The sequence below is a fragment of the Pseudoxanthomonas sp. F11 genome (assembly GCF_037046485.1).
Classification (GTDB): Bacteria; Pseudomonadota; Gammaproteobacteria; order Xanthomonadales; family Xanthomonadaceae; genus Pseudoxanthomonas_A.
Genome location: NZ_JBANLZ010000003.1, coordinates 177,670 through 200,789, shown reverse-complemented (window position 1 = coordinate 200,789; position 23,120 = coordinate 177,670). Strand labels below are relative to the sequence as shown.

Genomic DNA, 23,120 nt, shown 5'->3' with positions numbered 1-23,120 from the left:
GTCAGGATGCCACGGAGACGTCCCCCGAGCGGCTTGGGCTCAGCCCGCCAGCTTCTTCTTGATCAGCGCGGACACCAGGCCCATGTCGGCCTGGCCGGCCAGGCGCGGCTTCAGCACGCCCATCAGCTTGCCCATGTCGGCCGGGCCGGACGCGCCGGTCTCGCCGATGGCGGCCTCGATGGCGGCCAGGATCTCGGCCTCGCCCAGCTTGGCCGGTAGGTAGGCGTCGATCACCGCGATCTCGGCGCGCTCGACGGCGGCCAGGTCCTCACGGTGGGCGGCTTCGTACTGGCTGACCGAATCCTTGCGCTGCTTGACCATCTTCTCCAGTACGGCCAGCACGGCGGCATCGTCCAGTTCCACGCGCTCGTCGACTTCCTTCTGCTTGATGGCGGCGTTGATCAGGCGGATGACGCCCAGGCGATCCTTCTCGCCGGCCTTCATCGCGGCCTTCATGTCATCGGTGAGCTGCTGTTTCAGGGACATGGGTGACTCCTGCGGAGGGTGGGGCGGCGCCCGCGGGCGCCAAAAACACAAAAAGCCGGCGACGCTTGCGCGTGCCGGCTTCTCGCGAAGCGACGCGGCTCAGTACAGGCGCTGGCGCTTGGTGACGTCGCGCGAGCTGCGGCGCAGCTGGCGCTTCACCGCGGCGGCGGCCTTGCGCTTACGCTCCTGGGTCGGCTTCTCGTAGAACTCGCGCTTGCGGGTTTCGGCCAGGACGCCGGCCTTTTCGCAGGTGCGCTTGAAGCGACGCAGCGCAAACTCAAACGGCTCGTTTTCGCGGACTTTGACGCTGGGCATACGTAATCTCGGTGAAGTAAAGGCCCGGGCAGACCGGGTGAGCCGCGTATTATAGCGGCTGACTCCGGCGCTGCAACCCACCCCGGCTTGTCCCTGTCCCCCAGGAGCCCCAGATCCCCGTCATGAAAGTCCTCGGCATCGAAACCAGCTGCGACGAAACCGGCGTGGCCGTCTACGACACCGGCCGGTCCGGCGCGGCCGGCCTGCGGGCCCACGCGGTCTACAGCCAGATCGCCCTGCACGCCGAATACGGCGGTGTGGTGCCGGAGCTGGCCAGCCGCGACCACGTCCGCAAGCTGCTGCCCCTGATCCGGCAGACCCTGGCCGAGGCCGGTCTGGAGACCCGGGACCTGGACGGCGTGGCCTATACGGCGGGACCGGGTCTGGTTGGCGCCCTGCTGGTCGGGGCCGGCGTGGCCCGGTCGCTGGCCTGGGCGCTGGACGTGCCCGCCGTGGCCGTCCACCACATGGAAGGCCACCTGCTGGCCCCGCTGATGGAAGACGACCCGCCGGAAGCGCCGTTCGTCGCCCTGCTGGTCTCGGGCGGGCACACCCAGCTGGTGGCCGTGGATGCGATCGGCCGCTACCGCCTGCTGGGCGAGACGCTGGACGACGCCGCCGGCGAAGCGTTCGACAAGACCGCCAAGATGATGGGCCTGCCGTACCCCGGCGGTCCGCAGCTGGCCGCGCTGGCGGAACAGGGGACGCCGGGCCGGTTCAAGTTCGCCCGGCCGATGACCGACCGCCCCGGGCTGGACTTCAGCTTCTCCGGCCTGAAGACGCAGGTGCTGCTGGCCTGGCGCGACAGCGACCAGTCGGACCAGACCAAGGCCGACATCGCGCGCGGCTTCGAGGATGCGGTGGTCGACACGCTGGCGATCAAGTGCGAACGCGCGCTGGACGAAGCCGGCAGCGACGTCATCGTCATCGCCGGGGGCGTGGGCGCCAACAAGCGCCTGCGCGCGAAACTGCAGGACATGGCGATCAGGCGCGGCGGCCGCGCCTGCTTCCCGCGTCCGTCGCTGTGCACCGACAACGGCGCGATGATCGCCTTCGCCGGCGCATTGAGGCTGGAGGCGGGCCAGCACGAGACGGCCGAAGTGAGGGTCACGCCGCGCTGGGACATGGCCACGCTGGCGACCGTGGCGCCAAGCCGGGAATAGCGAATCGGGAACAGGGAATCGGGAGCGGGGGATCCAAAAGCCTTACGATTCCCCATTCCCCATTCCCCATTCCCCATTCTTCACTTATGGACATCGTTTTCATCGAAGACCTGCGCATCGAAACCGTCATCGGCATCTACGACTGGGAGCGCGGCATCCGCCAGACCGTGGCGCTGGACGTGGAGATGGCGTTCGACAACCGCGTGCCGGCGACGAGCGACGACATCGCGCACACGCTGGACTACAAGGCGGTGTCCAAGCGGCTGATCGCCTTCGTGGAGGGGGCGAACTTCGGCCTGGTCGAGACACTGGCGGAGCGGTGCGCGGCGATCATCCGCGACGAGTTCGGCGTGGCCTGGGTGCGCTTGAAGCTCAGCAAGCCTGGCGCGGTCACCGGCGCCCGCAACGTGGGCGTGCTGATCGAACGCGGCGAACGCCCGGCCTGACGCCATGGGAACGGCCTACCTCAGCCTGGGCAGCAACGTCGAGCCCGAACGCCACCTGCGCGCCGCTGTCGCCGCCCTGCGCGAGCGGTTCGGCGAGGTGGTGCTGTCGCCGGTCTACCGCACCCGCTCGGTCGGTTTCGACGGCACCGACTTCCTCAATGCCGCCGCCGTGATCGACAGCGACCTTGACCCCTTCGCGCTCAACGACTGGCTGCATGCGCTGGAAGATGCGCATGGCCGGGATCGCAGCGGGCCGCGCTTCTCCGACCGCACGCTCGACATCGACATCGTGCTGTACGACGACCTGGTGCTGCAGGGGCCGGGCAACCTGCGGCTGCCCCGCGATGAGTTGAAGCACGCGTTCGTGCTGCTGCCGCTGGTGGACATCGCGCCGGAGGCGGTCGAGCCGCGCAGTGGACGCACGCTGGCGGCGCTGTGGCGCGAACACCCCGACCACGCCACGCCTCCCCAGGCGGTGCCATTCCCGTAGCGTGCGCCGCGCGCACGACCTCATGACCATCGGCTGCGCGACCGCATGATCGCGATCCGGCGCAACGGGCAGTGCGCGTGAGTCGGCAATCCTGCGGTCGTGCGCATGGCGCACGCTACGTGGGGCTTTACGCCGTGTGCCGGCCGCCGTCGACGTGGATCACCTGGCCGGTGACGTAGCCGGCGGCGTCGCCGAGCAGCCAGGCGACGGTGCCGGCGATGTCGTCCGGGTCGCCGATGCGGCCCAGCGGTGTCTGCGCCAGCAGTCGGTCCTGCACGTGTGGATCGATGCCGCCATCCGGCCACAGGATGGCGCCGGGCGACACCGCGTTCACCCGCACCTCCGGCGCCAGCGATGCGGCGAGCCCGCGCGAGACCGCCAGCAGCGCGGCCTTGGAGGCGGCGTACACCGCCAGGTCCGCACGCGGTTTCTCGGCATAGATGTCGGCGATGTTGACGATGGCGCCGCGTGCGGCCCGCAGGTGCGGCGCTGCCGCCTGCGCCAGGAAGAACGGCGCGCGCGCGTTGACCGCGAACAGTTCCTCCCATTGCGCCGGGGTGGCGCCGCCCACGGGCGTGGGATAGAACGCCGATGCGTTGTTGACCAGGGCGTCCAGGCGGCCGAAATGGCCCACGGTTCTCGCCACCAGTTCGGGCAGGCGGTCGAAGACCGCCAGGTCGGCCTGCAGCATCAGCGTGCTGCCCTGGCGCCCGGCTTCCAGTTCGTCGGCCAGACCGTGCATGTCGGCGGCCGAGTCCCGGTAATGCAGCGCCACGTCATAGCCGTCGGCATGCAGCCGGCGGGCGATCGCGGCGCCGATGCGACGGGCGGCGCCGGTGATGAGGACGACACGACGCGACGTGGGCATGGCAGGCTCCGGAACAGGACTCCGCATTCTCTCTGCTTTGCACCGGAATGGCGCAAGACGGCACCGAAAAATGTGAGTCGATCTTTGCGCCGCAGGGATGCTTGACGACGCGAGCATCCAGCGGGCATGTTGCGACGCATCACCCCGTGCCGGATGCGCCGGCCGGGACAGCAGGAAGGCGAATGGACTGGGCGAAGTACCGCACCACGACCTTTGACGAACTGATCCAGGCCGATGGACGGCCGCGACCGGCCGCACGCCGCTTGGTCGAATACCTGGCCGGACTGTCCGGCCGCGAACTCGCCGAACGCCAGCTCGCCGCCGACGTGGTGGCGCGCGTGCAGGGCATCACCTTCACCGTGTATTCCGACGGACGCAACGTGGACCGCACGCTGCCGTTCGACCTGATCCCGCGCATCATCCCGCTCAGCGAATGGCAGCGTACCGAAGCCGGCCTGAAGCAGCGCATGCGCGCGCTGAACCTGTTCATCGGCGACATCTACGGCAGGCAGCAGATCGTCAAGGACAAGGTGTTCCCGGCGATGCTGCTGAAGGATTCGGTGAACTTCCGCGAGCAGTGCGTCGGCATCACGCCGCCATTGGGCGTATGGGCGCACATCTGCGGCTCGGATCTGGTGCGCGATGGCGACGGCACGCTGTACGCGCTGGAAGACAACCTGCGCATTCCCAGCGGCGTCAGCTACATGCTGGAGAACCGCATGGTGGCCAAGCGGGTGTTCCCGGAACTGTTCGAGACCAGCTCGATCCTGCCGGTGGACGAATACCCCAGCCAGCTGTACGACACCCTGGCCGCGCTCTCGCCGCGTCCCGGCGACACGCCGGTGATCGCGCTGCTGACGCCGGGCGTGTTCAACAGCGCCTACTTCGAGCACGCCTACCTGGCGCAGGCCATGGGCATCGAACTGGTCGAAGGCAGCGACCTGTTCGTCGCCGACGACGACTGCACCTACATGCGCACGGTGTACGGGCCGAAGCGCGTGGACGTGGTCTACCGCCGGGTGGACGACCTGTTCATCGATCCGGAGGTGTTCCATCCGGATTCGGTGCTGGGCGTGCCCGGCCTGATCCGCAGCTGGCGTGCCGGCAGGGTCGCGCTGGCCAACGCACCGGGCGCTGGGGTGGCCGACGACAAGGTGGTCTTCGCCTACGTGCCGAAGATGATCAAGTACTACCTGGACGAGGACCCCATCCTCCCGAACGTGCCCAGCTACCTGTGCCACAACGCCAAGGAGCGCAAGTACGTGTTGGAGCACATCGAGCAGCTGGTGGTGAAGCCGGCCAACGAATCCGGCGGCTACGGCATGCTGATCGGCCCGCGCTCGACCAAGCGGCAGCGCGAGAAGTTCAAGGCGCTGATCCAAGCCAACCCGCGCAATTACATGGCGCAGCCCACGCTGGCGCTGTCCACGGCGCCCATCGTCACCAAGCAGGGCCCGTCGCCGCGCCACATCGACCTGCGCCCGTTCGTCCTCTCGCGCCAGGACACGTATGTCACCACCGGCGGACTGACGCGCGTGGCGATGGTGAAGGGTTCGCTGGTGGTCAACTCTTCGCAGGGCGGCGGCGCCAAGGACACCTGGGTGGTCGACCTGTCCGACCACGAAGGGGAGGACGCCTGATGCTGTCGCGCGTCGCCGACAACCTGTACTGGTTCAGCCGCTACGTGCGGCGTGCAGAGAACACCGCGCGCCTGGTCGGCGTGGGCAGCCAGCTGCAGCTGGACATGCCCCGTTCGGTGCGGTTCGCGTGGCGGCCGATGATCGACACGGTGGGCGCGGGCGACTGCTTCGAGCAGTGCTACCCGGACGCCGGCGACGCCGCAGGCGACGTGGACGTGATCCGCTTCCTGCTGCTGGACGAACGCAATCCCTCATCGCTGCGCACGTCCGTGGATTCCGCCCGGGAAATCCTGCGCGGCATCCGCGACACGCTGCCACAGGACGTCTGGGAAGCGATCAACGACCTGCACCTCTACATCGGCGCTCAGGGCGAGCGCAGTCTGGGCCGGCGCTACCGCATGGAGTTCCTGCAGCGCATCGTCGATGGCTGCCTGAAGGTCTCCGGCCTGCTCAGCGCGAACGTCAGCCGCGACATCGGGTACCAGTTCCTGCGCCTGGGCACGGCGCTGGAGCAGGCCGACATGACCACGCGCATCATCGATGCCGGCGCCTCCGGCCTGGTCACGCCGCGCCACGAAGAGGATCGCGAAGCGTTCCAGAACATGCAGTGGATGAGCGTGCTGCGTTCGCTGGCCGCGTACCAGATGTTCCGTCGCCACGTGCGCCAGCGCGTCACCGCGGAACTGGCGCTGCGGTTCCTGCTGCAGAACAACGAGTTTCCGCGCAGCGTGCACTTCTGCCTGACGCGCGCGCAGAGCGTGCTGCCCACCATGCCGCCCCGCCCTGGCGTGGACCGCCATCTCAACCGGGTGATCGGGATGACCCGCAACGCCGACCCGGCCGTGCTGGCGGAGCGGAACCCCGCCGCGTTCATGGACGAGGTCCAGACGCACCTGGGCGCGCTGCACGATGCCATCGCCGCGAGTTACTTCCACGGGTGAACCCGATCAGTCGCGGGCACGCCACGCAGCGGCCGACACGGCCGCGAGCTTGCTGGCGATCAACGTGCCGGCCACGCCCGCCGCGATACGCCATGCCGGCGGTACCCACCATGCCAGGCAGAGGGCAGTAAGCCCCAGTCCCACGCAGAACACGAGCAGTGCGACCACCCAGGGCTTCAGGCCACCGGCCGCCATCGGTCGCTACTGCTGCTGGCCCTGTGCGTCGCCCCGATCCTGTCGTGAAGGAATCCGGCGGGGCGGCATGGCCGGCAGCGGTCCCGGCACGTCTTCGCGTTCCTGCGGCGGTTCCCACGGGAAACGCGGCAGGCTGTGCACGGCGGCTTCCAGCTTGCGCGACCAGGTGTCGTGGATCTCGGCGTACAGCGGGGTGTCCGCTTCCAGCCGCATCTTCTGGCTGATCTTCAGGTCGCCGCTGCGCAGCAGCGCCATGTCCACCGGCATGCCGACCGACAGGTTGGAGCGGATGGTGGAATCCAGCGACACCAGTGCGCAGCGCGCCGCATCCTCCAGTGATGTTTCCGGGCGGATGATGCGGTCCAGGATCGGCTTGCCGTACTTGGATTCGCCGATCTGCAGGTACGGCGTTTCCGGCGAGGTGGCGATGCAGTTGCCGAGCGGGTAGACCATGTACAGGCCGGGACGCTCGCCCGCGATCTGGCCGCCCAGGATCAGCGTGGACTGCACGTTGACGCCGCTCTGCTGCGCCTCGTCTTTCATCTTCACCTGGCTGGCGACCAGGGTGTCGCCGACGTACTCCGCCACTTCGTACAGGTGCGAGAACGTGCGCAGGCTCCGCGTCGCATCCGGATCGTCGGCATCGCGCTGCAGCCGCGAGATGGTCAGCTGCGTGGTGGCCAGGTTGCCGGCCGACATGATGACGAACACGCGGTCGCCGGGCCATTCGAATACGTGCATCTTGCGGTACACGCGCACATCGTCGAAGGAGGCGCTGGTGCGGGTGTCCGCGGCGAAGACCAGGCCTTCGTTGACTTCGATGCCGACGCAATAGGTCATGGCGTGTCCGTTGCTGCTGTGCACCACGATTCTATGCGCGACCCCCGGGGTTGGCTAGGGCCGCCATTCCAGTGTTAGACGGCCCGTACAATGGCCGGGTTTCCCGCTGCCCGGTGCACCATGCAGGCCGATCTGCCCCTCCCCGACGACGACGCGCGTGCGCACAGCGAACGCCTCGCGGCCTTCATCCGCAACGAGATCGCCGCCGAGGGCGGCAGCATTCCGTTCTCGCGCTTCATGGAGTGCAGCCTCTACGCGCCCGGGCTGGGCTACTACAGCGCGGGTAGCACCAAGTTCGGCGAAGCGGGCGATTTCACCACCGCGCCGGAGCTGGGGCCGCTGTTCGCCAGCTGCGTGGCGCAGGCGGTGGCGCCGGTACTGCAGCAGCTGGGTCCGGAAGCCGGATTCGTCGAGATCGGCGGCGGCAGCGGTGCATTCGCCGAGATCATGCTCAAGCGGCTGCTGGAACTGGATGCGCTGCCCGCGCGCTACGCCATCCTCGAGCCCAGCGCCGATCTGCGCGAACGCCAGCGCGAACGGTTGGGGCGCCGGCTCATCCCGCCGGTGTTCGAGTTGGTCGAGTGGCTGGATGCGCCACCGGACGAGACCTGGAATGGGGTGCTGTTCGCCAACGAAGTGATCGATGCGCTACCCACCCCGCGCTTCACGCTGCGTGACGGTGAAGTGTTCGAGGAAGGCGTTGGGCTGGACGGGGAGGGTCGCTTCGTCCGCACCGACCGTCCGGCCGACGCGCTGCTGTCCGCCGCAGTCCGCCATGTCGAACGCTACCTGGATGCGCCTTTCCCCGATGGCTACCGGTCCGAGCTGCTGCCGCAGCTGCCTTACTGGATCCAGGCGGTGATGGGCGGCCTGGACAGGGGCGCGATGTTGTTCGCCGACTACGGCTACCCGCGGCGCGAGTTCTACCAGGCCGACCGCGACGACGGCACGCTGCGCGCGTACTACCGCCATCGCGTCCACAACGATGCCTACTTGTGGCCGGGCCTGCAGGACATCACCGCGTCGGTCGATTTCACCGCGTTGGCCGAGGCGGGTACGAATGCCGGCTTCGACCTGGCCGGCTACACCACGCAGGCGAACTTCCTGCTGGGCAACGGTCTGCAGGAGCGGCTGGACGAAGCGCAGGCGCGTGCGGACGAGGCCACCCTGTTGCGCCTGCGCAACGAAGCCAAGCGGCTGACGCTGCCCAGCGAGATGGGTGAGCGCTTCCAGATGATGGGCTTCTCGCGCGATGTCGAGTTCGGCGCGGCCTTCCTGTTCAACGACCTGAGCTGGCGCCTGTGAGCGGTGTTTTCGCGCTGAAGCCGTTCCATCGCCCGCGGCTGTGGCTGGTCCTGTGGCTGCTCGCCGTCGCCATCGTGGTCGTCCTGTCGCTGGTGAACCTGAGCGGGCTGCCGCCCGTGCCGGAGGGCGGCGACAAGGTGGAGCACTTTCTCGCCTATGCGCTGTTGTCTGCGTCGGCCATGCAGCTGTTCGCGAAGCGACGCGGCTGCATGGTCGTGGCGGCGCTGCTGATCGCCCTGGGTGTCGGTCTGGAGTGCGCGCAGGGCGCGCTGACCACCACCCGCATGGCCGATCCGCGCGACGCCCTCGCCAATACGCTCGGCGTATTGGCCGGCCTGTCCACGTTGTTCACGCCCCTGCATGACATGCTGCTGGCCTTCGATACGCGGCTTCGCCCACGACGCGCGTAGCAGGAAAAGAAGAAAGCCGGGCATCGCCCGGCTTTTTCTTCGACGGCGGCCTGCCTCAGCGCGGCGTCAGCGTAATGCGGTCCAGTACCCACATCTGCGGCCGGGTGTCGCCGGTGAAGCGCACGCACAGGTCCTGCCTGCCGGCGGTGCCGGCGGGCAGCGGTGCGTCCAGGTCGAGGAATCCATCCGCGCCCGGCGCTGCCGGCAGCGGCACGCTTGCCAGCGTGTGGCCCTTGCAGCCGCCCCCCAGGATTTCCAGCTCGCCCAGCGACGATTTCGCCGGTTCGAACGTGCGGTGCGGCTCGTCGTGCGCCAGCTGGAAGTAGTACGGGATGCGCCCCGCACGCACCTTGATCGACGCGATGCCGTCCAGGTCGGCCTGGTTCCACTGCCAGCACGGGTAGAAGATCGTGGCATTGAAGATCGCGCGTTCGCCCTCGGCCGGGCCGTCGTCTTCCAGACGCAGCAACAGGCGGCCCGCATCGGGGCACACGGCCATCGCCTCGTCGGTGCGGGTGAGCATCGAGGCCGGCGTCAGTTCGAACGTGGCGGCGGGCGCCAGTGCACGACCCTCGGCGAAGGCGGCCGCACGCACGGTGACCGGCAGCTTCAGGTCGAGCGGCGATGCGAACGCCTTGGAAGTCGATGTCGGTTCACTGCCGTCGGTGGTGTAGTGCACCGGATAGCCGAGCGGATTCGACAGCGTGACCTTCACGGTACCCGCCTTGCGGTCGTCCTCGGTCGCGATCATCGCTTCGAAGGGCGTCTTCGCGTAGCCCAGGCCGATGGCGTCGTAGCGCTTCAGTTGCGTAGGCAGGCGACGGGTGAAGTCGGCAAAGTCCTTCTTCGCCGCTGGCGTCCAGCCGGTTTCGGCGACCGCCGCCAGGCGCGGGAAGGCGTTGTGCTGCAGGCGCGCGAACGTACGCGTGTGTTCGGTCCACAGGTTGGCCTGCAGGCCGAGGATATGGTGACGCTGGCTTTCCTCCAGCTCCGGCGGCACCGGCTCGAACGCGTAGACGTCCTGCAGCGTGATCAGCGAGGGGCGACCCGGCGGCTCGTTCGGCGACGCCGTCTGCAGATAGTCCAGGTAGGTCTTGTCCGACGGCGACATCACCACGTCATGGCCCTGGCGCGCGGCCTTAAGGCCGCCTTCGATGCCGCGCCACGACATGACCGTGGCTTCAGGCGGCAGCTTGGCTTCCAGAATCTCGTCCCAGCCGATCAGGCGCTTGCCGTGTCCGGCGAGATACTTCTCCAGCCGCTCGACCAGATACCCCTGCAGATCCATTTCGGTCTTCGCGCCGACCTGGCGCATGCGGGCCTGCTCGCGCGCCGACGCTTCCCACTGGTCCTTCACCGCTTCGTCGCCGCCGATGTGCACGTAAGTGCCCGGGAACAGCTGCACCACTTCGCCCAGTACGTTCTCGAAGAAAGCGATCGTCGGTTCTTCCACATTGACCAGATTGGGGAACACGCCCCACTCGCTGGACGGCACCAGCGGCGTGTCGATGGAGCCGAGTTCCGGGTACGCAGCGATCGCTGCGGTCGCGTGGCCCGGCACATTGATCTCGGGCACGACGGTGATGTGGCGTTCGGCGGCGTACTTCACCACGTCGCGGATCTGGTCCTGCGTGTAGAAACCGCAGTAGGGGCGAGGCTCACCGGTTTTCGGGTCCTTGCCGCCATCGCCGGCGGGAATGCGGCAGCCGCCGATTTCGGTGAGCTTCGGGTACTGCTTGATCTCGATGCGCCAGCCCTGGTCGTCGGTCAGGTGCCAGTGCAGGGTGTTGAGCTTGTGCAGGGCCATCGCGTCGATGATCTTCTTCACCTCGTCGACGGTCTGGAAATGGCGCGCCGGGTCCAGCATGAAGCCGCGCCAGGCGAAGCGCGGTGCGTCTTCGATATGGAGCGCCGGCAGCGTGACACCGCCCTTGTCGCCCTGGGTGGCGAGCTGCCACAGCGTCACCGCACCGTAGAACAGGCCGCGCTCGTCGCGTGCCTTCACCGTGACGCCATCGGGCGTGATGTCCAGCGTGTAGGCCTCGGGCGAGGCCGCAGCCGCATCGCCCGTTTCCAGTACGAAGCGGATGCCGTTCTTGCCATCGGCGTCCGCGATCGCCAGTGTAGGCCCGCCTGCCGACTGAAGGTAGGCCGCGAACTGGCCGGCGACCCGTGTCGCCGGTTCGCCGGTGGCGGACAGGCGGGTGTCGGCATTGATGACGAACGATCCTTCGCCCGCCTGCAGCGCGGCGGGCGCGGGAATCAGGGCCGGCGTGATGGGCGCCGAAGCGGTCGCGGCGCCGGCATCGCTGCCCGTCCTGGCACAGCCGGCCAGGACCAGCAGGGAGAGGGCCATGCCGGCCAGGGCGCGACGGACGAAGGGTCGTTTCATCGGAATCCTCGTGGGCGAACGAGCGGAGAGTGCCAAAAAAAAGCGGGCCCGGACAAATCCAGGCCCGCAGAGGGAGAGCGTTCCCTTACATCGGTGATGCGATCAGAACTTGAAACGGAAGTTCAGGTAGTACTGGCGGCCGTTCTGGTAGATCGAACGCGGTTGGTCGCGGTTGAGCGCGTAGTACTTCAGCTTCGGCTCGTTGAGGTTCAAACCGTCCAGCGTGACCGTCAGCCAGTCCGTCGCCTTGTAGCCCAGCGACGCGGACAGCACGTCGGTCTCGTCCTGGTAAAACGCGGTGGCACGATCCAGGCCACTGTAGAACTCGGAGCGGTAGGTGTAGTTCACGCGCGCGTTGAAGCGGTCGTTCTCGAAGTACGCACCAATGTTGTAGGTGTTCTTCGAGGTGCCCACCAGGTCGCGGCCATCGTCCTGCTCACCATCTGCATACGTGTAGTTGGCATTGAAACCGAAGTTCTCGCCGATCGGCTGTTCGTACGTGAGCTCCACGCCCTTGACCTTGCCGTCGGTGTTGACCGGCACCGTCAGCACGTAGTCCGCCAGGTAGCCCTGCGGGTTGGTCGTGCTGTAGGTCATGTACTGGCGCGTCTCCTGGCCATAGGACACGTAGTCTTTCAGGTCCATGTAGAACACGCTGGCGGCCAACAGCGCGCGCGGTGCGAAGTACCACTCCACCGAGACGTCGAAGTTGGTCGACAGGATCGGCTTCAGATCCGGGTTGCCGCCGCTGCCCGAACCCGGTGCGCCCACCGAGGGGGGTGGGCTGAGCGAGACGGCACCCGCGAGTGCCGAGTAGTCCGGGCGGGTCATCGTGCGCGAAGCCGCGACGCGAGCCACCAGGTCCTCGGTGATGTCGAACTTGATGTTGGCGCTGGGCAGCAGGTCGGTGTACGTGTGGCGAGTGATGACCGGCAGATAAGGACCGAAATCCGAACCGGTGATCGCATCCGGCGAGCCCGTGCCTGAAACGTTGTTGTGGATGCGCTGCTCGGTCCGCACATAGCGCAGGCCAATGTTGCCGCTCCAGCGATCGCCTTCCAGGTTCAGCTGGGTGTAGGCCGCAGACGATTCCTCATGGATGCCGTACAGGCCGGCCCAGTCGGTGCGCGTGGTGGGGTTGCGGTTGGTGAAGCGGTCGTTGAAGGCAGCCAGTTGCTGCGGCGAGTAGTACCAGATGTCGCGCGGGAACGTACCGCCCAGCCCGTCGGCGAAGTCGCCCGGATAGTTGGCGTAGCCGCCGGTCGGGTAGTTGGCCGGATCGAACGGCGACTGCGCGCCGACCGGGCAGAAGTACGGCTGGCTCCAGTCGAATGCGACGGTGTTGCCGCTCGCGTCCTTGCACGCCGGGCCCTGACCGGTCGCACCCAGCGACTCGCGGCTGTGCTCGGCGTGGCGAACGCCGAACTGCAGCGAGGACATGGCGCCCTTGTCGATGAAGTACTCGCCATCGATCTGGCCCCACTTCTCTTCGTCCTCGACCTTGACGTCCTGGTAGCCGAAGATCCAGCCCAGCGTGTCGGCAGCGTTGCTGGCGGGGTTGCCGCCGATGTACCAGTCGGCCGCACCGACGCCGTTGAGGCCCCAGCCACCGCCGGCGCCGATGCCCACGTTCCACTCCGCCACGTCCTGGGTCGGCGTCTCGCCGGTGCCGTCGGACGTGCCCAGTTGCGCCTTCAGCACCAGCGAGTCGCTGGGCTGCCACTTGGCATCGAACGCGATGAACGAGGAGTCTGCACTCGCATCAGGACGCGAGATCTGGTCGTACACGCCATACGTCGTGCCCGGGACGCCGGCGAAGTCGGCCTGCACCAAGGTGCCGTTGCGGACGACGTAACCCGGTAGCGGCGCCTGGCCCGTGCCGCGGGCCAGAAAGTGCGTCACCCACAGCAGGTAGTTGCGGTTGTAGTTGCCGGCCTTCTGGTCCGACACGAAGGCGTTCACGCCCAGCGTCAGGTCGTCGGTCGGCTTGATCTGGACTTCGAGCAGGCCGCCCTTGCGCTCGCGCTTCTGCTCGAACAGTGCCGAACCGATCATCGTGGGATACCACACGCCGGCGAGGTCGGGGTTGGAGAGTGCGACCGCACTGCCTGGCGCGATCTGCTCGTAACCCAGCAGTTCCTGGCCGTCGCGGCGCAGGCTGCGCTCTTCCGAGAACGCCTGGACCAGCACGCCGAGGGTGCCGGCGTCGTTCTTCCAGTTCAGCAAGCCACTGAACTGCGGTTCGGTTTCGCTCGGGAGGTCGGAATAGACGGCACCGATAGATGCTTCCGCGGTGAAGTTTTCCGCGAACTCCAGCGGCTTGCGGGTGATGATGTCGACAGAGCCCGCCACGCCGCCTTCCACCAGGCTGGCCTGCGAAGACTTGTGTACGACGATCTGGCTGACCAGTTCCGACGGCAGCAGGGTGTAGCTGACGCTGCGGCCGACCGTGCCGGTCTGATTCAGCACGAACCAGTCGCCTGAGGCGATGTTGTGCCCGTTGAACAGCGTCTGCGTGAGGCTCGGATTGGTGCCGCGCATCGACACGCGGTCGTTCTCGTCGAAGCCGCCTTCGTTGGCGCCGGCCGAGCTGACCGTCACGCCGGGGATGCGCTGCAACGAGTCGGCGACGTTCTTGTCGGGCATCTTGCCGATGTCTTCGGCGGTGATCACTTCCACGTGACTCTTGGCCTCGCGCTTGACATCGAGCGACTTCTCCACACTGCCACGGATGCCGGTGACCACCACGGTGTCGAGGTCGGTCGCCTGGGTGCCGGTCGGCTGGGCGTCCTGCGCGTGTGCCTGCACCGCCACACCCAGACAGGTCACGATGGCGGCGGAAAGGATGGATCTGCGGTACGTCATGATGTCTCTCCCATCATTCATTGTTTGAGTTTCGGCAGGTCTTGCTCGCGCTTGCTCCGCCGTGCTGAAGCCGTTACTGCAATCGACGCCACGCCTGTCCCGGCGCTTGCTCTTCAATCTTCCTGCTGTTGCTCCAGGTACCACCTGGCGGCACCCACCACCCCGAGCTGCCCGTGCTCCACCAGCTTCACGGGAATGCGTTCCAGCGCCTCGCGCATCGTTCCCTTGTTGAGGAAGCGCGCCACGAAGCGGCTGTGGATCAGGAAATCGCGGATCCTGGGCAGGATCCCGCCTGCGAGGTACACACCGCCCTGCACGCCGTAGAGCAGGGCCATGTCGCCGACCACGCTGCCGAGCAGGCCGCAGAACACGTCCAGGCTTTCGCGCGCCAGCGGGTCCTCGCCCGACAGCGCGGCGGCCGTGACCTGGCCCGGATGCGTGTAGCCCGAAGGCGCGGCCCCGCGGACGGCGCACAGCGCCGCGTGCAGGGTCAGCAGGCCGGGGCCGGACAGCGCGTGTTCGACCGGCACGTGCGTGCGCGTCTTCAGCATTTCGGCGAGGAGTGCCATTTCCAGTGCATTGCCCGCCGTCAGCGCCGCCTGGCCGGCCTCGGTGGCCAGTACCACGGCGCGTGCGCCGACGGGGATCCACACAGCCGCGCCCAGACCGGTGCCCGGCCCCAAGATCAGCGTCGGGCCGCGCGCCGGTGCGATGGTGGGGCCGGTCAACTGCAGCACCTGGCTGGCATCCACCTGCGCGGCGGCATGCGCCACGGCTTCGAAATCGTTGACCAGGCGGACGTCGTCGAAGCCGAGCTGCGTGCGCAGGTCGGTCAGCGACAGGCGCCACGGCAGATTGTTGGTGATGACGGTGCCGTCTTCCAGCGCATAACCCGCGCTGGCGATCACGCCGCGCGTCACCCGTCCGTGGGCGAGGCTCAGGTGGGCGAGGAAGTCCTGGACGATGTCGCCCAGGCCGGCGTGCTCGGCGCAGGCGTATTTGCGGTACTCCAGCACGTGGACCGGCATGCCGGCGTCGCCGCTGCCGCGCACCAGACCGATGCGGACATGGGTGCCACCGACGTCCGCCGCGATGAAGGCGTCGTGCGCCCCGCGGCTGGCCTCTGTCGGCAATGGATTGGCAATGGCGACCACACGTCTCCCCAGATGTCCGCGGCCGGGACCCCGTATCCCGATGGGGCCGGAGTGTGAAAAGTGTTTGACAACGTTGTCAAGACTCTGTCATGAAATAGGCGTTCGAGCGGCCAAGGGATGTCGAAGAATGACAACAATTGCCGTATTCATCATTCGATTGCGCGCAGGAATGGGTTCAATGCAGTCTTCCGGAAGGCGAGAAAGGGTGAGTCCGATGGACTTCATGCTGCAGTGCATGACGCCGCTGCACTCACATCAGTCAGCCCGAAGGGGGGCGGATCCTCGCCTTTTCTCGATCCGTTCGCGCGGCCATGACAACGTTATTCCCGCTGCTGGCCGCGGACCTGGCGGGCGCGTCGGAACCGGGGATTGCATGACCGCCGGTAACGGCTACGCCCCGCTCCGCTCGTTCGCCCTCGTCGGTACCGCGTGCTCCATCAATGCCTTCCTCAAGTCGACGGTGGCCTGCCTGATCCGCTTCTTCCTGACGCAGCCGGCGGCGCTGTCCAGACGCAGCGGCGTACGCAAGGGACTGGCCACCAGCCAGGTCGCGATGACAGGGGCGGCGGCGATGCTCGCCGGGTCCTTCCTCCCATGGGGGTATCCCCGTGCGCCGGCCGGGCTGTGCGTCATCGGCGGAGGTCTGGCGCCACTGCAGCCCGCGGTGCGCCCAGGTGCGGGCATGCCGGGCCTGATCGACGGCACCGCACGACGCATGGCGCCGACGGGCATCCGCAACAAGCGGGCCGCCATCTTTCGCCGCGCGGCGGCAGGGCATCGGGCGAGTCGTCTGCGACCGGCGACGGCCGTGCCGGAACGCGGCATCATGGCGGACTCGCCTCCATGACGGAAACGCCCATGCGCCGACCCACCATCAAGGACGTCGCCGAACGCGCGAAGGTCTCGCTGAAGACGGTGTCCCGGGTCATCAACAACGAACCGTCGGTGCTGCAGGGCACGCGCGCGCGCGTGCTGCACGCCATCGCCGAGCTGGACTACGAGCCGGACCAGTCCGCGCGCAACCTGCGCAGCGGCACGCCGTTCGTGATCGGACTGGTGTACGACAACCCCAACCCGTACCACATCATCGGCGTGCAGAACGGCGTGCTGGCGGCGTGCAAGGAAACCGGCTTCGGCCTGCAGATCCATCCGGTGGATTCCACCTCGCCGTTGCTGGCGGAGGAGCTGGTGGAATTCGTGCAGCGCTCGCGCCTGGCCGGCCTGGTGCTGACCGCGCCGATGTCCGAGCGCGCCGACCTGGTGAATGCGCTGGCCGCGCGCGGGGTGAAGCTGGTGCGCATCATCGCCGCGACGGAAGATCCGGAAGACGGCCTGCCCTGTGTTTATGTCGACGACCGCGATGCCGCCTACGAGATCACCGAACACCTGATCCAGCTCGGACACCAGCGCATCGGCTTCCTGTGGGGCGGACTGGCGCACCGGTCGAGCACCGAACGCTATGCCGGCTACGAGAAAGCGCTGAAGGACTACGGCATCGCGCTCGACAAGCATCTCGTCGTGCCGGGCGATTACACGTTCGACGACGGCTTCCGTGGCGCGCGCCGACTGCTGGCGCTGCGCGAACCGCCCACCGCGATCTTCGGCTCCAACGACGAAATCGCCGCCGGCGTGCTGGCGGCGGCCAAGTCCGCCGGCATGAACGTGCCGTACGACCTGTCCATCGCCGGCTTCGAGGACAGTCCGTTCTCCAAGCAGTCGTGGCCGCCGCTGACCACCGCTAAGCAGGCCACGCAGGACATCGCCAAGCAGGCCGCGCGCCTGCTGATCGCCGGCCTGCGCCAGGACGCGTACGACGACCATCCCACCGCCGTGCACAACCAGGGCTTCGTGCCGCAACTGGTGGTGCGCGGTTCCACTGCGCCGGTGCGTCCGCGCGCGGACCGACCCGAACCCCCGACACCATGACCGACACGCCGTTGCCCGCGCCTTCCGACACCCTGATGCATCAGGAGGCGGCCCAGACCGCCGACATCGTCGCCGACCAGTACGCGCGCAACGCCGCCACGCTGAAGGCGCTGACCGACGACCTGCGGCGCAACCCGCCGCCGTTCGTGGTGACCTGCGCGCGCGGAAGCTCGGATCACGCAGCCACGTATGCGAAATACCTGTTCGAGACGCAGCTCGGCGTGGTCACCGCCTCGGCGTCGCCGTCGGTGGGCTCGGTGTACGAAGCCAAGCAGCGGTTGGCGGGCGCGCTGTACGTGGTGATTTCGCAGTCGGGAAAGAGTCCGGACCTGCTGCGCAACGCGACGCAGGCGAAGGAGGCCGGTGCGCGCGTGGTGGCGCTGGTCAACGTGGAAGACTCGCCACTGGCGCAGCTGGCCGATACCGTGCTGCCGCTGCGTGCCGGTCCCGAGCGCAGCGTGGCGGCCACCAAGAGCTATCTCGGCTCGCTCGCGGCGATCCTGCAGCTGGCCGCGCACTGGAAGAACGAAGCGCCGTTGCATGCCGCCACCGAGGCGTTGCCTGACGCGCTGCGGCGGGCCTGGCAGGCGGACTGGTCGCCGCTGACCGATGGGCTGGCGGGTGCGCACAACCTGTTCGTGCTCGGCCGTGGCCTGGGCCTGGCCGCCGCGCAGGAAGCGGCGCTGAAGTTCAAGGAAACCTGCGGCCTGCATGCCGAGGCCTACAGCTCGGCGGAAGTGAAGCACGGGCCGATGGCGCTGGTCGGTCCGGGCTTCCCGGTGCTCTGCTTCGCCCAGCCGGACGAAACCGAGGCCGGCACACTGGCGCTGGCCCAGGAATTCCGCGGTCGGGGCGCACAGGTGTGGGTCGCATCGCGCCAGGGCGACCTGCCGCTGGCCGAAGCCCCGCATCCGGCCTGCGCGCCGCTGCTGACCATCCAGAGCTTCTATCGCGCGATCAATGCGCTGGCGTTGCGCCGCGGCCACAATCCCGACGTGCCGCCGCACCTCAACAAGGTCACCGAGACGGTATGAACGCGATGCGCACCGCCACCGCCCTGTGCAATGCCCGCGTGCTGACGCCGGACGGATTCGTCGAAGGCCTGGCAGTGCTGATGCAGGACGGCCGCATCGCCGACCTGGTCGCGGACGATGCGATCCCCTCAGAGGTGGTACGGCACGATCTTCACGGCGCGACATTGCTGCCCGGTTTCATCGACGCACAGGTCAACGGCGGCGGTGGCGCGCTGTTCAACAACGACACGAGCGTGGAGGCGATCCGCACGATCGCGCAGGCGCACCGGCGCTTCGGCACGACCGGCCTGTTGCCCACCTTGATCAGCGACGACGCCGAGGTGATGGCGCGCGCGATCGCGGCCACGCGCGAGGCCATCGCGCAGGGCGTGCCGGGGGTGCTGGGCATCCATCTGGAAGGGCCGTACATCGCGCCTGCGCGCAAGGGTACGCACGACGCGGCCAAGTTCCGCGTGCCGGGAGCGGACGAAGTCGCGATGGCGACCTCGCTCGACAACGGGGTGACCCTGCTGACGCTGGCCCCCGAGCAGGTGCCAGCCGACACGATCCGCACGATGGTCGCGCGCGGTGCCATCGTGTTCGCCGGCCATACCGCGGGCACCTACGAGCGGATCCGCGCGGGCATCGAGGCCGGCGTGTCCGGCTTCACCCATCTCTACAACGCGATGTCGCCGCTGCAGGGCCGCGAGCCCGGCGCGGTGGGTGCGGCGCTGGAAGACGACGGTTGCTGGTGCGGTGTGATCGTCGATGGCGTGCACGTGCACCCGGCCAGCCTGCGGGTGGCGCTGTCGGCCAAGCCGCGCGGCAAGGTGTTCCTGGTGACCGATGCGATGCCGATGGTGGGTGCGGACGATCCGTCGTTCGATCTCTATGGCGAAACCATCACGGCCGCCGATGGCATGGTGCGAAATGCCGCCGGTGCGTTGGCGGGGTCGGCGCTGGACATGGCGACCGCCGTGCGCAACTGCGTACGGCTGCTGGACCTGCCGCTGGAGGAAGCGGCGCGCATGGCGTCCACCTATCCCGCCGATCTGCTCGGCCTCGGGGCCACGCACGGCCGCATCGCGCCCGGCTACCAGGCCGACCTGGTCGCGCTGGACGAGGAGCTGCAGGTCGTCGGCACCTGGATCGGCGGCGCGTGATCCTGTGCGCATGAGCGCCGCGCCGGTCCGGTTCGCGTCCGTCGATGCGCTGCGCGGGCTGACGGTGGCGGCGATGCTGCTGGTCAATACGCCCGGCGACTGGTCGCACGTGTATGCACCCCTGCTGCATGCGCAATGGCACGGCGCGACGCCGACCGACCTGGTGTTCCCGTTCTTCCTCTTCATCGTCGGCGTGTCGGTTTCGCTGGGCATCGTGCCGCGTGCCGAGGCAGGCGTGGCGCGCGACGTGCTGGTGCGCGCGCTGCTGTGGCGCGCGGCGAAGATCGTCGCGCTCGGCCTGGCGCTGCATCTGCTGGCGTACCTGCTGCTGGACCGTGCGCACGTCCGTCCCTGGGGCGTACTGCAGCGGATCGGCGCGTGCTTCGCCATCGTGGGGCTGGTGGCGCTGTATGCGAAACCGCGCACGCAGTGGGCGCTGATCGGCGTGATCCTGCTGGGCTACTGGGCGCTGCTCGCGCCGTTCGGCTATGCCCCCTACACGAACCTGCCCGCGCGGGTGGATACGGCCCTGTTCGCACCGTGGCTGTACCAGTGGGATGCCACGCTTGCGCGCGGCCAGGACCCCGAGGGGCTACTGAGTACATGGCCTGCCATCGCCACCACGCTACTGGGCGTGCGGGCCGGCGCCTGGTTGCGGGGCGGCGCGCTTCGCATGCTGGTGCTGGCCGGCATGGCGGCCGTGGCCATCGGCCTGGCGTGGAGCAGCGTGTTTCCGTTGAACAAGGCGCTGTGGACGTCGTCCTATGCGCTGTTCACCGCCGGCTGCGCGTTGCTCGCGCTGGCGCTCGCCCATGTGGCGGTGGACCGGCAGGGATGGCCGGCCGTGGGGCGACGCCTCGGTGCCAACGCCATCGCCGCGTACGTCGGCGCGGCCGTGATGACGTACGTACTGCTCGGACTCGGCTGGATGGAGCCGCTGTACCGGGCCGGATTCGCCGACTGGATGACGCCGCGCTTCGGCCCGTACGTGCCGTCGCTGGCGTTCGCGCTGTCGTTCGTCGGCGTGTGGTGGCTGGTCGTATATGCGATGGACCGGCGGGGCTGGTACCTGAAGGTCTGAAGGCCCGGCGACCGTCACGCTTTTCTTCGCCGAAGCGGCGTACAACGACGGTCACCGTCGCCGGAGCACCCGCATGAAGAGGCCGTTGCTGCTTGCCTGTCTGGTGTGCCTGGCGTCCTGCCAGCGCGCGACGGTCGACGAGAACGGCGCCCGGGTCGTGCTGGCATCCAGCCCCCAGCGCGTCGCCGCAACCGCGGGAATTCCCGCCACGCAGGCGACGCCACCCGACGCATCGGCCACGCGTGCCCCGATATCCGGCGCAGGGCGCATTGCAGGCGGCATGTCGCCACCCCGCGTCGTGCCCGACCCCCCGTTCACCAGCACGCCGGTCGCCACGTTCAATGAGCCCTGGGCGATGACGTTCCTGCCCGACGGCCGCCTGCTGGTCACCGAAAAGCGCGGCACCCTGCGCCTGGCCCATGTCGCCACCGGGCAGGTGGGCCAGGTCACCGGTGTGCCGGCCGTCGCCTACGGGGGCCAGGGTGGGCTCGGCGACGTGCTGCTGCATCCGCGCTTCGCCGACAACCGTCTGGTCTACCTGAGCTATGCCGAAGCGGGCAGCGGCAGCACGCGTGGTGCCGCGGTGGCGCGTGCCACGCTGACGCTGGATGCGAGCGGAAACGGCGGCAGCCTGTCCAACCTGCAGGTCATCTGGCGGCAGCTGCCCAAGGTCAACGGGGAAAGCCACTACGGCCACCGGCTGGCGTTCGGTGCGGAGGGCAAGTTGTGGATCACCTCCAGCGACCGCCAGGCGATGACGCCGGCGCAGGACCTGCAATCCGCGCTCGGCAAGCTGATCCGTCTCAACGACGACGGCAGCGTGCCGCCGGACAATCCGTTCGCCGCGCAGGGCGGCATCGCGGCGCAGGTGTGGACGCTGGGTCACCGCAACCTGCTGGGTATCGCGTTCGACAATGCGGGACGGCTGTGGACGCACGAGATGGGGCCGGCCGGCGGCGACGAACTGAACCTCATCGAGCGCGGCAGCAACTACGGCTGGCCGGTCGTCTCCAACGGCGACCACTACGACGGCACGCCGATCCCCGACCATGCCACGCGCCCGGAGTTCAATGCGCCCGAAGCCTCGTGGACGCCGGTGATCGCGCCGGCGGGCTTCGTCATCTACTCGGGTAACCTCTTCCCGTGGTACCGGGGCAAGGGCTTCATCGGCGGTCTGGCATCGCAGGCGCTGATCGAGATCGAATTCAACGGCACGCAGGCGCGCGAAGTGCGGCGCTACCCCATGGGACGGCGCATCCGCGAAGTCGAGCAGGGGCCCGACGGCGCGCTGTGGCTGCTGGAGGACGGCGGCGGCGGGCGTCTGTTGAAGCTGACGCCCAATCGCAGCTGATCAGCGTGCGGCTTCCGCCTCGCGCTGCTGGCGCGAGTGGCGGATGTCCAGGTACAGGCTGTAGGCGGCGGTGAACGCCGGCAGCAGGTTCTGCAGCACGCCCACCGCGTCCTGCTTGGACGAGAACAGGAAGTAGCTCAGCGCCATCAGGCTGCCCGCCAGGCTCATGTACCAGAACAGGCGCGGGATCACCGGACGGCGCGCGCGCCGCGAGGCGACGAACTGCACCAGCCAGCGGCCGCCGAACATCGCCGCGCCGGTCAGGCCGATCAGTTTCCACGGCGTCATGTGCAGGCCGGTCCAGCCCAGCCAGACGATTTCCTGGTTCATCACGCTCATGGCTTGCGTCCCGTGCCGATCTCGCTGACCGGGGTGACGTGGCTGCGCTGGATCAGCCAGGACACGCCCATCAGGTCCCGGATGCCGACCAGCGCACGGCCCAGGTTGGTGTACTTGGACTGGCCCGAACCGCGCGGGCGGTGCGATACCGGCACGCTGACCGTCTTCCAGCCCGCGCGCTGCATCAGCGCCGGCAGGTAGCGGTGCATGTGGTCGAAGTAGGGTAGGTCGAGGAAGGCGGCGCGCTCGAACAGCTTGATGCCGCAGCCCGTGTCCGGCGTATCGTCGCGCAGCAGGCGCTGGCGGATCCGGTTGGCCCAGCGCGAGGCCCAGCGCTTGCTGGCGGTGTCCTTGCGGTCCACGCGCCAGCCGGCGAACAGCTTGGTCTGCGCATCGGCCTGCTCGCGCGCGGCCAGCAGTTTGGGGATGTCGGCGGGATCGTTCTGGCCGTCGCCGTCCAGCGTGGCGATCCAGGGCGAGAGCGCGTGCTTCACGCCGGTGCGGATGGCCGTGCTCTGCCCGCTGCGGCGCTGGTGCACCAGCACGCGCAGTTCCGGCACTTCGGCCTTCAGCGCCGTCAGCACGTCGCGGGTGTCGTCCTGGGACTGGTCATCCACGCAGACGATGTCGAACGGGATGCGTCCCCGCAGGTGCTGCACCACCTCGTTGACCAGCGGGCCGATGTTGCCGCGCTCGTTGAACACCGGAATCACGATGGAAAGGGCCGTCATGGCAGA

At 68.3% G+C, this 23,120-nt stretch carries 23 protein-coding genes; 13 read left to right on the top strand and 10 right to left on the bottom strand.

Translation table 11 applies throughout. The features are described 5' to 3' along the window. Positions 1 to 39 precede the first annotated feature (39 nt). The gene (locus tag V8246_RS11460) at positions 40 to 486 is read right to left on the bottom strand and encodes a GatB/YqeY domain-containing protein (RefSeq protein ID WP_187574007.1); all 447 of its coding nucleotides are present in this window, start codon (positions 484 to 486) and stop codon (positions 40 to 42) included. A 99-nt stretch (positions 487 to 585) separates the two neighbouring features. Further along, a complete protein-coding gene (gene rpsU / locus V8246_RS11455; RefSeq protein ID WP_002808376.1) occupies positions 586 to 801 on the bottom strand; it encodes a 30S ribosomal protein S21 in 216 nt (71 codons plus the stop codon). Positions 802 to 923: 122 nt separating this feature from the next. Between rpsU and tsaD the strand changes: the two genes are divergently transcribed. The 3 genes from tsaD (at position 924) to folK (ending at position 2,900) form a co-directional block, all read left to right on the top strand. Then, complete coding sequence (tsaD, locus tag V8246_RS11450) at positions 924 to 1,964, top strand: tRNA (adenosine(37)-N6)-threonylcarbamoyltransferase complex transferase subunit TsaD (RefSeq protein WP_336189256.1); 1,041 nt, start codon at positions 924 to 926, stop codon at positions 1,962 to 1,964. Positions 1,965 to 2,050: 86 nt separating this feature from the next. Beyond that, positions 2,051 to 2,410 (top strand): dihydroneopterin aldolase, encoded by a 360-nt coding sequence (gene folB, locus V8246_RS11445; protein ID WP_336189255.1) that lies wholly within the window; start codon positions 2,051 to 2,053, stop codon positions 2,408 to 2,410. Positions 2,411 to 2,414: 4 nt separating this feature from the next. Further along, positions 2,415 to 2,900 (top strand): 2-amino-4-hydroxy-6-hydroxymethyldihydropteridine diphosphokinase, encoded by a 486-nt coding sequence (folK, locus tag V8246_RS11440; protein ID WP_336189254.1) that lies wholly within the window; start codon positions 2,415 to 2,417, stop codon positions 2,898 to 2,900. Between the two features lie 127 nt (positions 2,901 to 3,027). Here folK and V8246_RS11435 read toward each other — a convergent pair whose 3' ends face one another. Then, positions 3,028 to 3,768 carry a pteridine reductase gene (locus V8246_RS11435; protein WP_336189253.1) on the bottom strand — a complete coding sequence of 247 codons (741 nt, stop codon included), beginning with the start codon at positions 3,766 to 3,768 and terminating at the stop codon, positions 3,028 to 3,030. A 182-nt stretch (positions 3,769 to 3,950) separates the two neighbouring features. Here V8246_RS11435 and V8246_RS11430 point away from each other — a divergent pair, with 182 nt between their 5' ends. Together V8246_RS11430 and V8246_RS11425 are read left to right on the top strand one after the other, a co-directional pair. Next, the gene (locus V8246_RS11430; protein ID WP_336189252.1) at positions 3,951 to 5,408 is read left to right on the top strand and encodes a circularly permuted type 2 ATP-grasp protein; all 1,458 of its coding nucleotides are present in this window, start codon (positions 3,951 to 3,953) and stop codon (positions 5,406 to 5,408) included. After that, on the top strand, positions 5,408 to 6,349 hold the full coding sequence (locus V8246_RS11425; protein ID WP_336189251.1) for an alpha-E domain-containing protein: 942 nt from the start codon (positions 5,408 to 5,410) through the stop codon (positions 6,347 to 6,349). The genes V8246_RS11430 and V8246_RS11425 overlap by 1 nt, the downstream gene beginning before the upstream one ends. A gap of 6 nt (positions 6,350 to 6,355) precedes the next feature. Here the strand turns inward: V8246_RS11425 and V8246_RS11420 are convergent, their stop codons facing one another. Together V8246_RS11420 and V8246_RS11415 are read right to left on the bottom strand one after the other, a co-directional pair. After that, a complete protein-coding gene (locus tag V8246_RS11420) occupies positions 6,356 to 6,544 on the bottom strand; it encodes a hypothetical protein (protein WP_162108617.1) in 189 nt (62 codons plus the stop codon). Positions 6,545 to 6,550: 6 nt separating this feature from the next. Then, positions 6,551 to 7,384, bottom strand: coding sequence for a 20S proteasome subunit A/B (locus tag V8246_RS11415; protein ID WP_336189250.1), 834 nt, complete (start codon positions 7,382 to 7,384; stop codon positions 6,551 to 6,553). A 120-nt stretch (positions 7,385 to 7,504) separates the two neighbouring features. Between V8246_RS11415 and V8246_RS11410 the strand changes: the two genes are divergently transcribed. Both V8246_RS11410 and V8246_RS11405 read left to right on the top strand, forming a co-directional pair. Next, a complete protein-coding gene (locus V8246_RS11410) occupies positions 7,505 to 8,689 on the top strand; it encodes an SAM-dependent methyltransferase (protein ID WP_336189249.1) in 1,185 nt (394 codons plus the stop codon). Then, complete coding sequence (locus tag V8246_RS11405) at positions 8,677 to 9,099, top strand: VanZ family protein (RefSeq protein ID WP_336189513.1); 423 nt, start codon at positions 8,677 to 8,679, stop codon at positions 9,097 to 9,099. The genes V8246_RS11410 and V8246_RS11405 overlap by 13 nt, the downstream gene beginning before the upstream one ends. Positions 9,100 to 9,154: 55 nt before the next feature. Here the strand turns inward: V8246_RS11405 and V8246_RS11400 are convergent, their stop codons facing one another. From V8246_RS11400 to V8246_RS11390, 3 genes are all read right to left on the bottom strand, one after another. Beyond that, a complete protein-coding gene (locus V8246_RS11400) occupies positions 9,155 to 11,491 on the bottom strand; it encodes a family 20 glycosylhydrolase (RefSeq protein WP_336189248.1) in 2,337 nt (778 codons plus the stop codon). A 102-nt stretch (positions 11,492 to 11,593) separates the two neighbouring features. Continuing rightward, entirely contained in the window at positions 11,594 to 14,356 is a 2,763-nt protein-coding gene (locus V8246_RS11395) for a TonB-dependent receptor (RefSeq protein WP_336189247.1), read from the bottom strand. Between the two features lie 113 nt (positions 14,357 to 14,469). After that, complete coding sequence (locus V8246_RS11390; protein ID WP_336189511.1) at positions 14,470 to 15,501, bottom strand: glucokinase family protein; 1,032 nt, start codon at positions 15,499 to 15,501, stop codon at positions 14,470 to 14,472. A 382-nt stretch (positions 15,502 to 15,883) separates the two neighbouring features. Between V8246_RS11390 and V8246_RS11385 the strand changes: the two genes are divergently transcribed. From V8246_RS11385 to V8246_RS11360, 6 genes are all read left to right on the top strand, one after another. Then, complete coding sequence (locus V8246_RS11385; protein WP_336189246.1) at positions 15,884 to 16,357, top strand: hypothetical protein; 474 nt, start codon at positions 15,884 to 15,886, stop codon at positions 16,355 to 16,357. Positions 16,358 to 16,368: 11 nt separating this feature from the next. Next, positions 16,369 to 17,436: a LacI family DNA-binding transcriptional regulator gene (locus V8246_RS11380; protein WP_336189245.1), complete on the top strand. Its 1,068-nt coding sequence runs from the start codon at positions 16,369 to 16,371 to the stop codon at positions 17,434 to 17,436. Next, complete coding sequence (locus V8246_RS11375; protein WP_336189244.1) at positions 17,433 to 18,470, top strand: SIS domain-containing protein; 1,038 nt, start codon at positions 17,433 to 17,435, stop codon at positions 18,468 to 18,470. Before V8246_RS11380 ends, V8246_RS11375 begins: the two co-directional genes overlap by 4 nt. After that, complete coding sequence (gene nagA / locus V8246_RS11370) at positions 18,467 to 19,612, top strand: N-acetylglucosamine-6-phosphate deacetylase (RefSeq protein WP_336189243.1); 1,146 nt, start codon at positions 18,467 to 18,469, stop codon at positions 19,610 to 19,612. Before V8246_RS11375 ends, nagA begins: the two co-directional genes overlap by 4 nt. A gap of 10 nt (positions 19,613 to 19,622) precedes the next feature. Beyond that, positions 19,623 to 20,693, top strand: coding sequence for a heparan-alpha-glucosaminide N-acetyltransferase domain-containing protein (locus V8246_RS11365; protein ID WP_336189242.1), 1,071 nt, complete (start codon positions 19,623 to 19,625; stop codon positions 20,691 to 20,693). A gap of 280 nt (positions 20,694 to 20,973) precedes the next feature. Beyond that, positions 20,974 to 22,044, top strand: coding sequence for a PQQ-dependent sugar dehydrogenase (locus tag V8246_RS11360; RefSeq protein WP_336189510.1), 1,071 nt, complete (start codon positions 20,974 to 20,976; stop codon positions 22,042 to 22,044). Here V8246_RS11360 and V8246_RS11355 read toward each other — a convergent pair whose 3' ends face one another. Further along, positions 22,045 to 22,383, bottom strand: coding sequence for a lipid-A-disaccharide synthase N-terminal domain-containing protein (locus V8246_RS11355; protein WP_336189241.1), 339 nt, complete (start codon positions 22,381 to 22,383; stop codon positions 22,045 to 22,047). After that, positions 22,380 to 23,114: a glycosyltransferase family 2 protein gene (locus tag V8246_RS11350; RefSeq protein ID WP_336189240.1), complete on the bottom strand. Its 735-nt coding sequence runs from the start codon at positions 23,112 to 23,114 to the stop codon at positions 22,380 to 22,382. The genes V8246_RS11355 and V8246_RS11350 overlap by 4 nt, the downstream gene beginning before the upstream one ends. Positions 23,115 to 23,120: the final 6 nt, after the last annotated feature.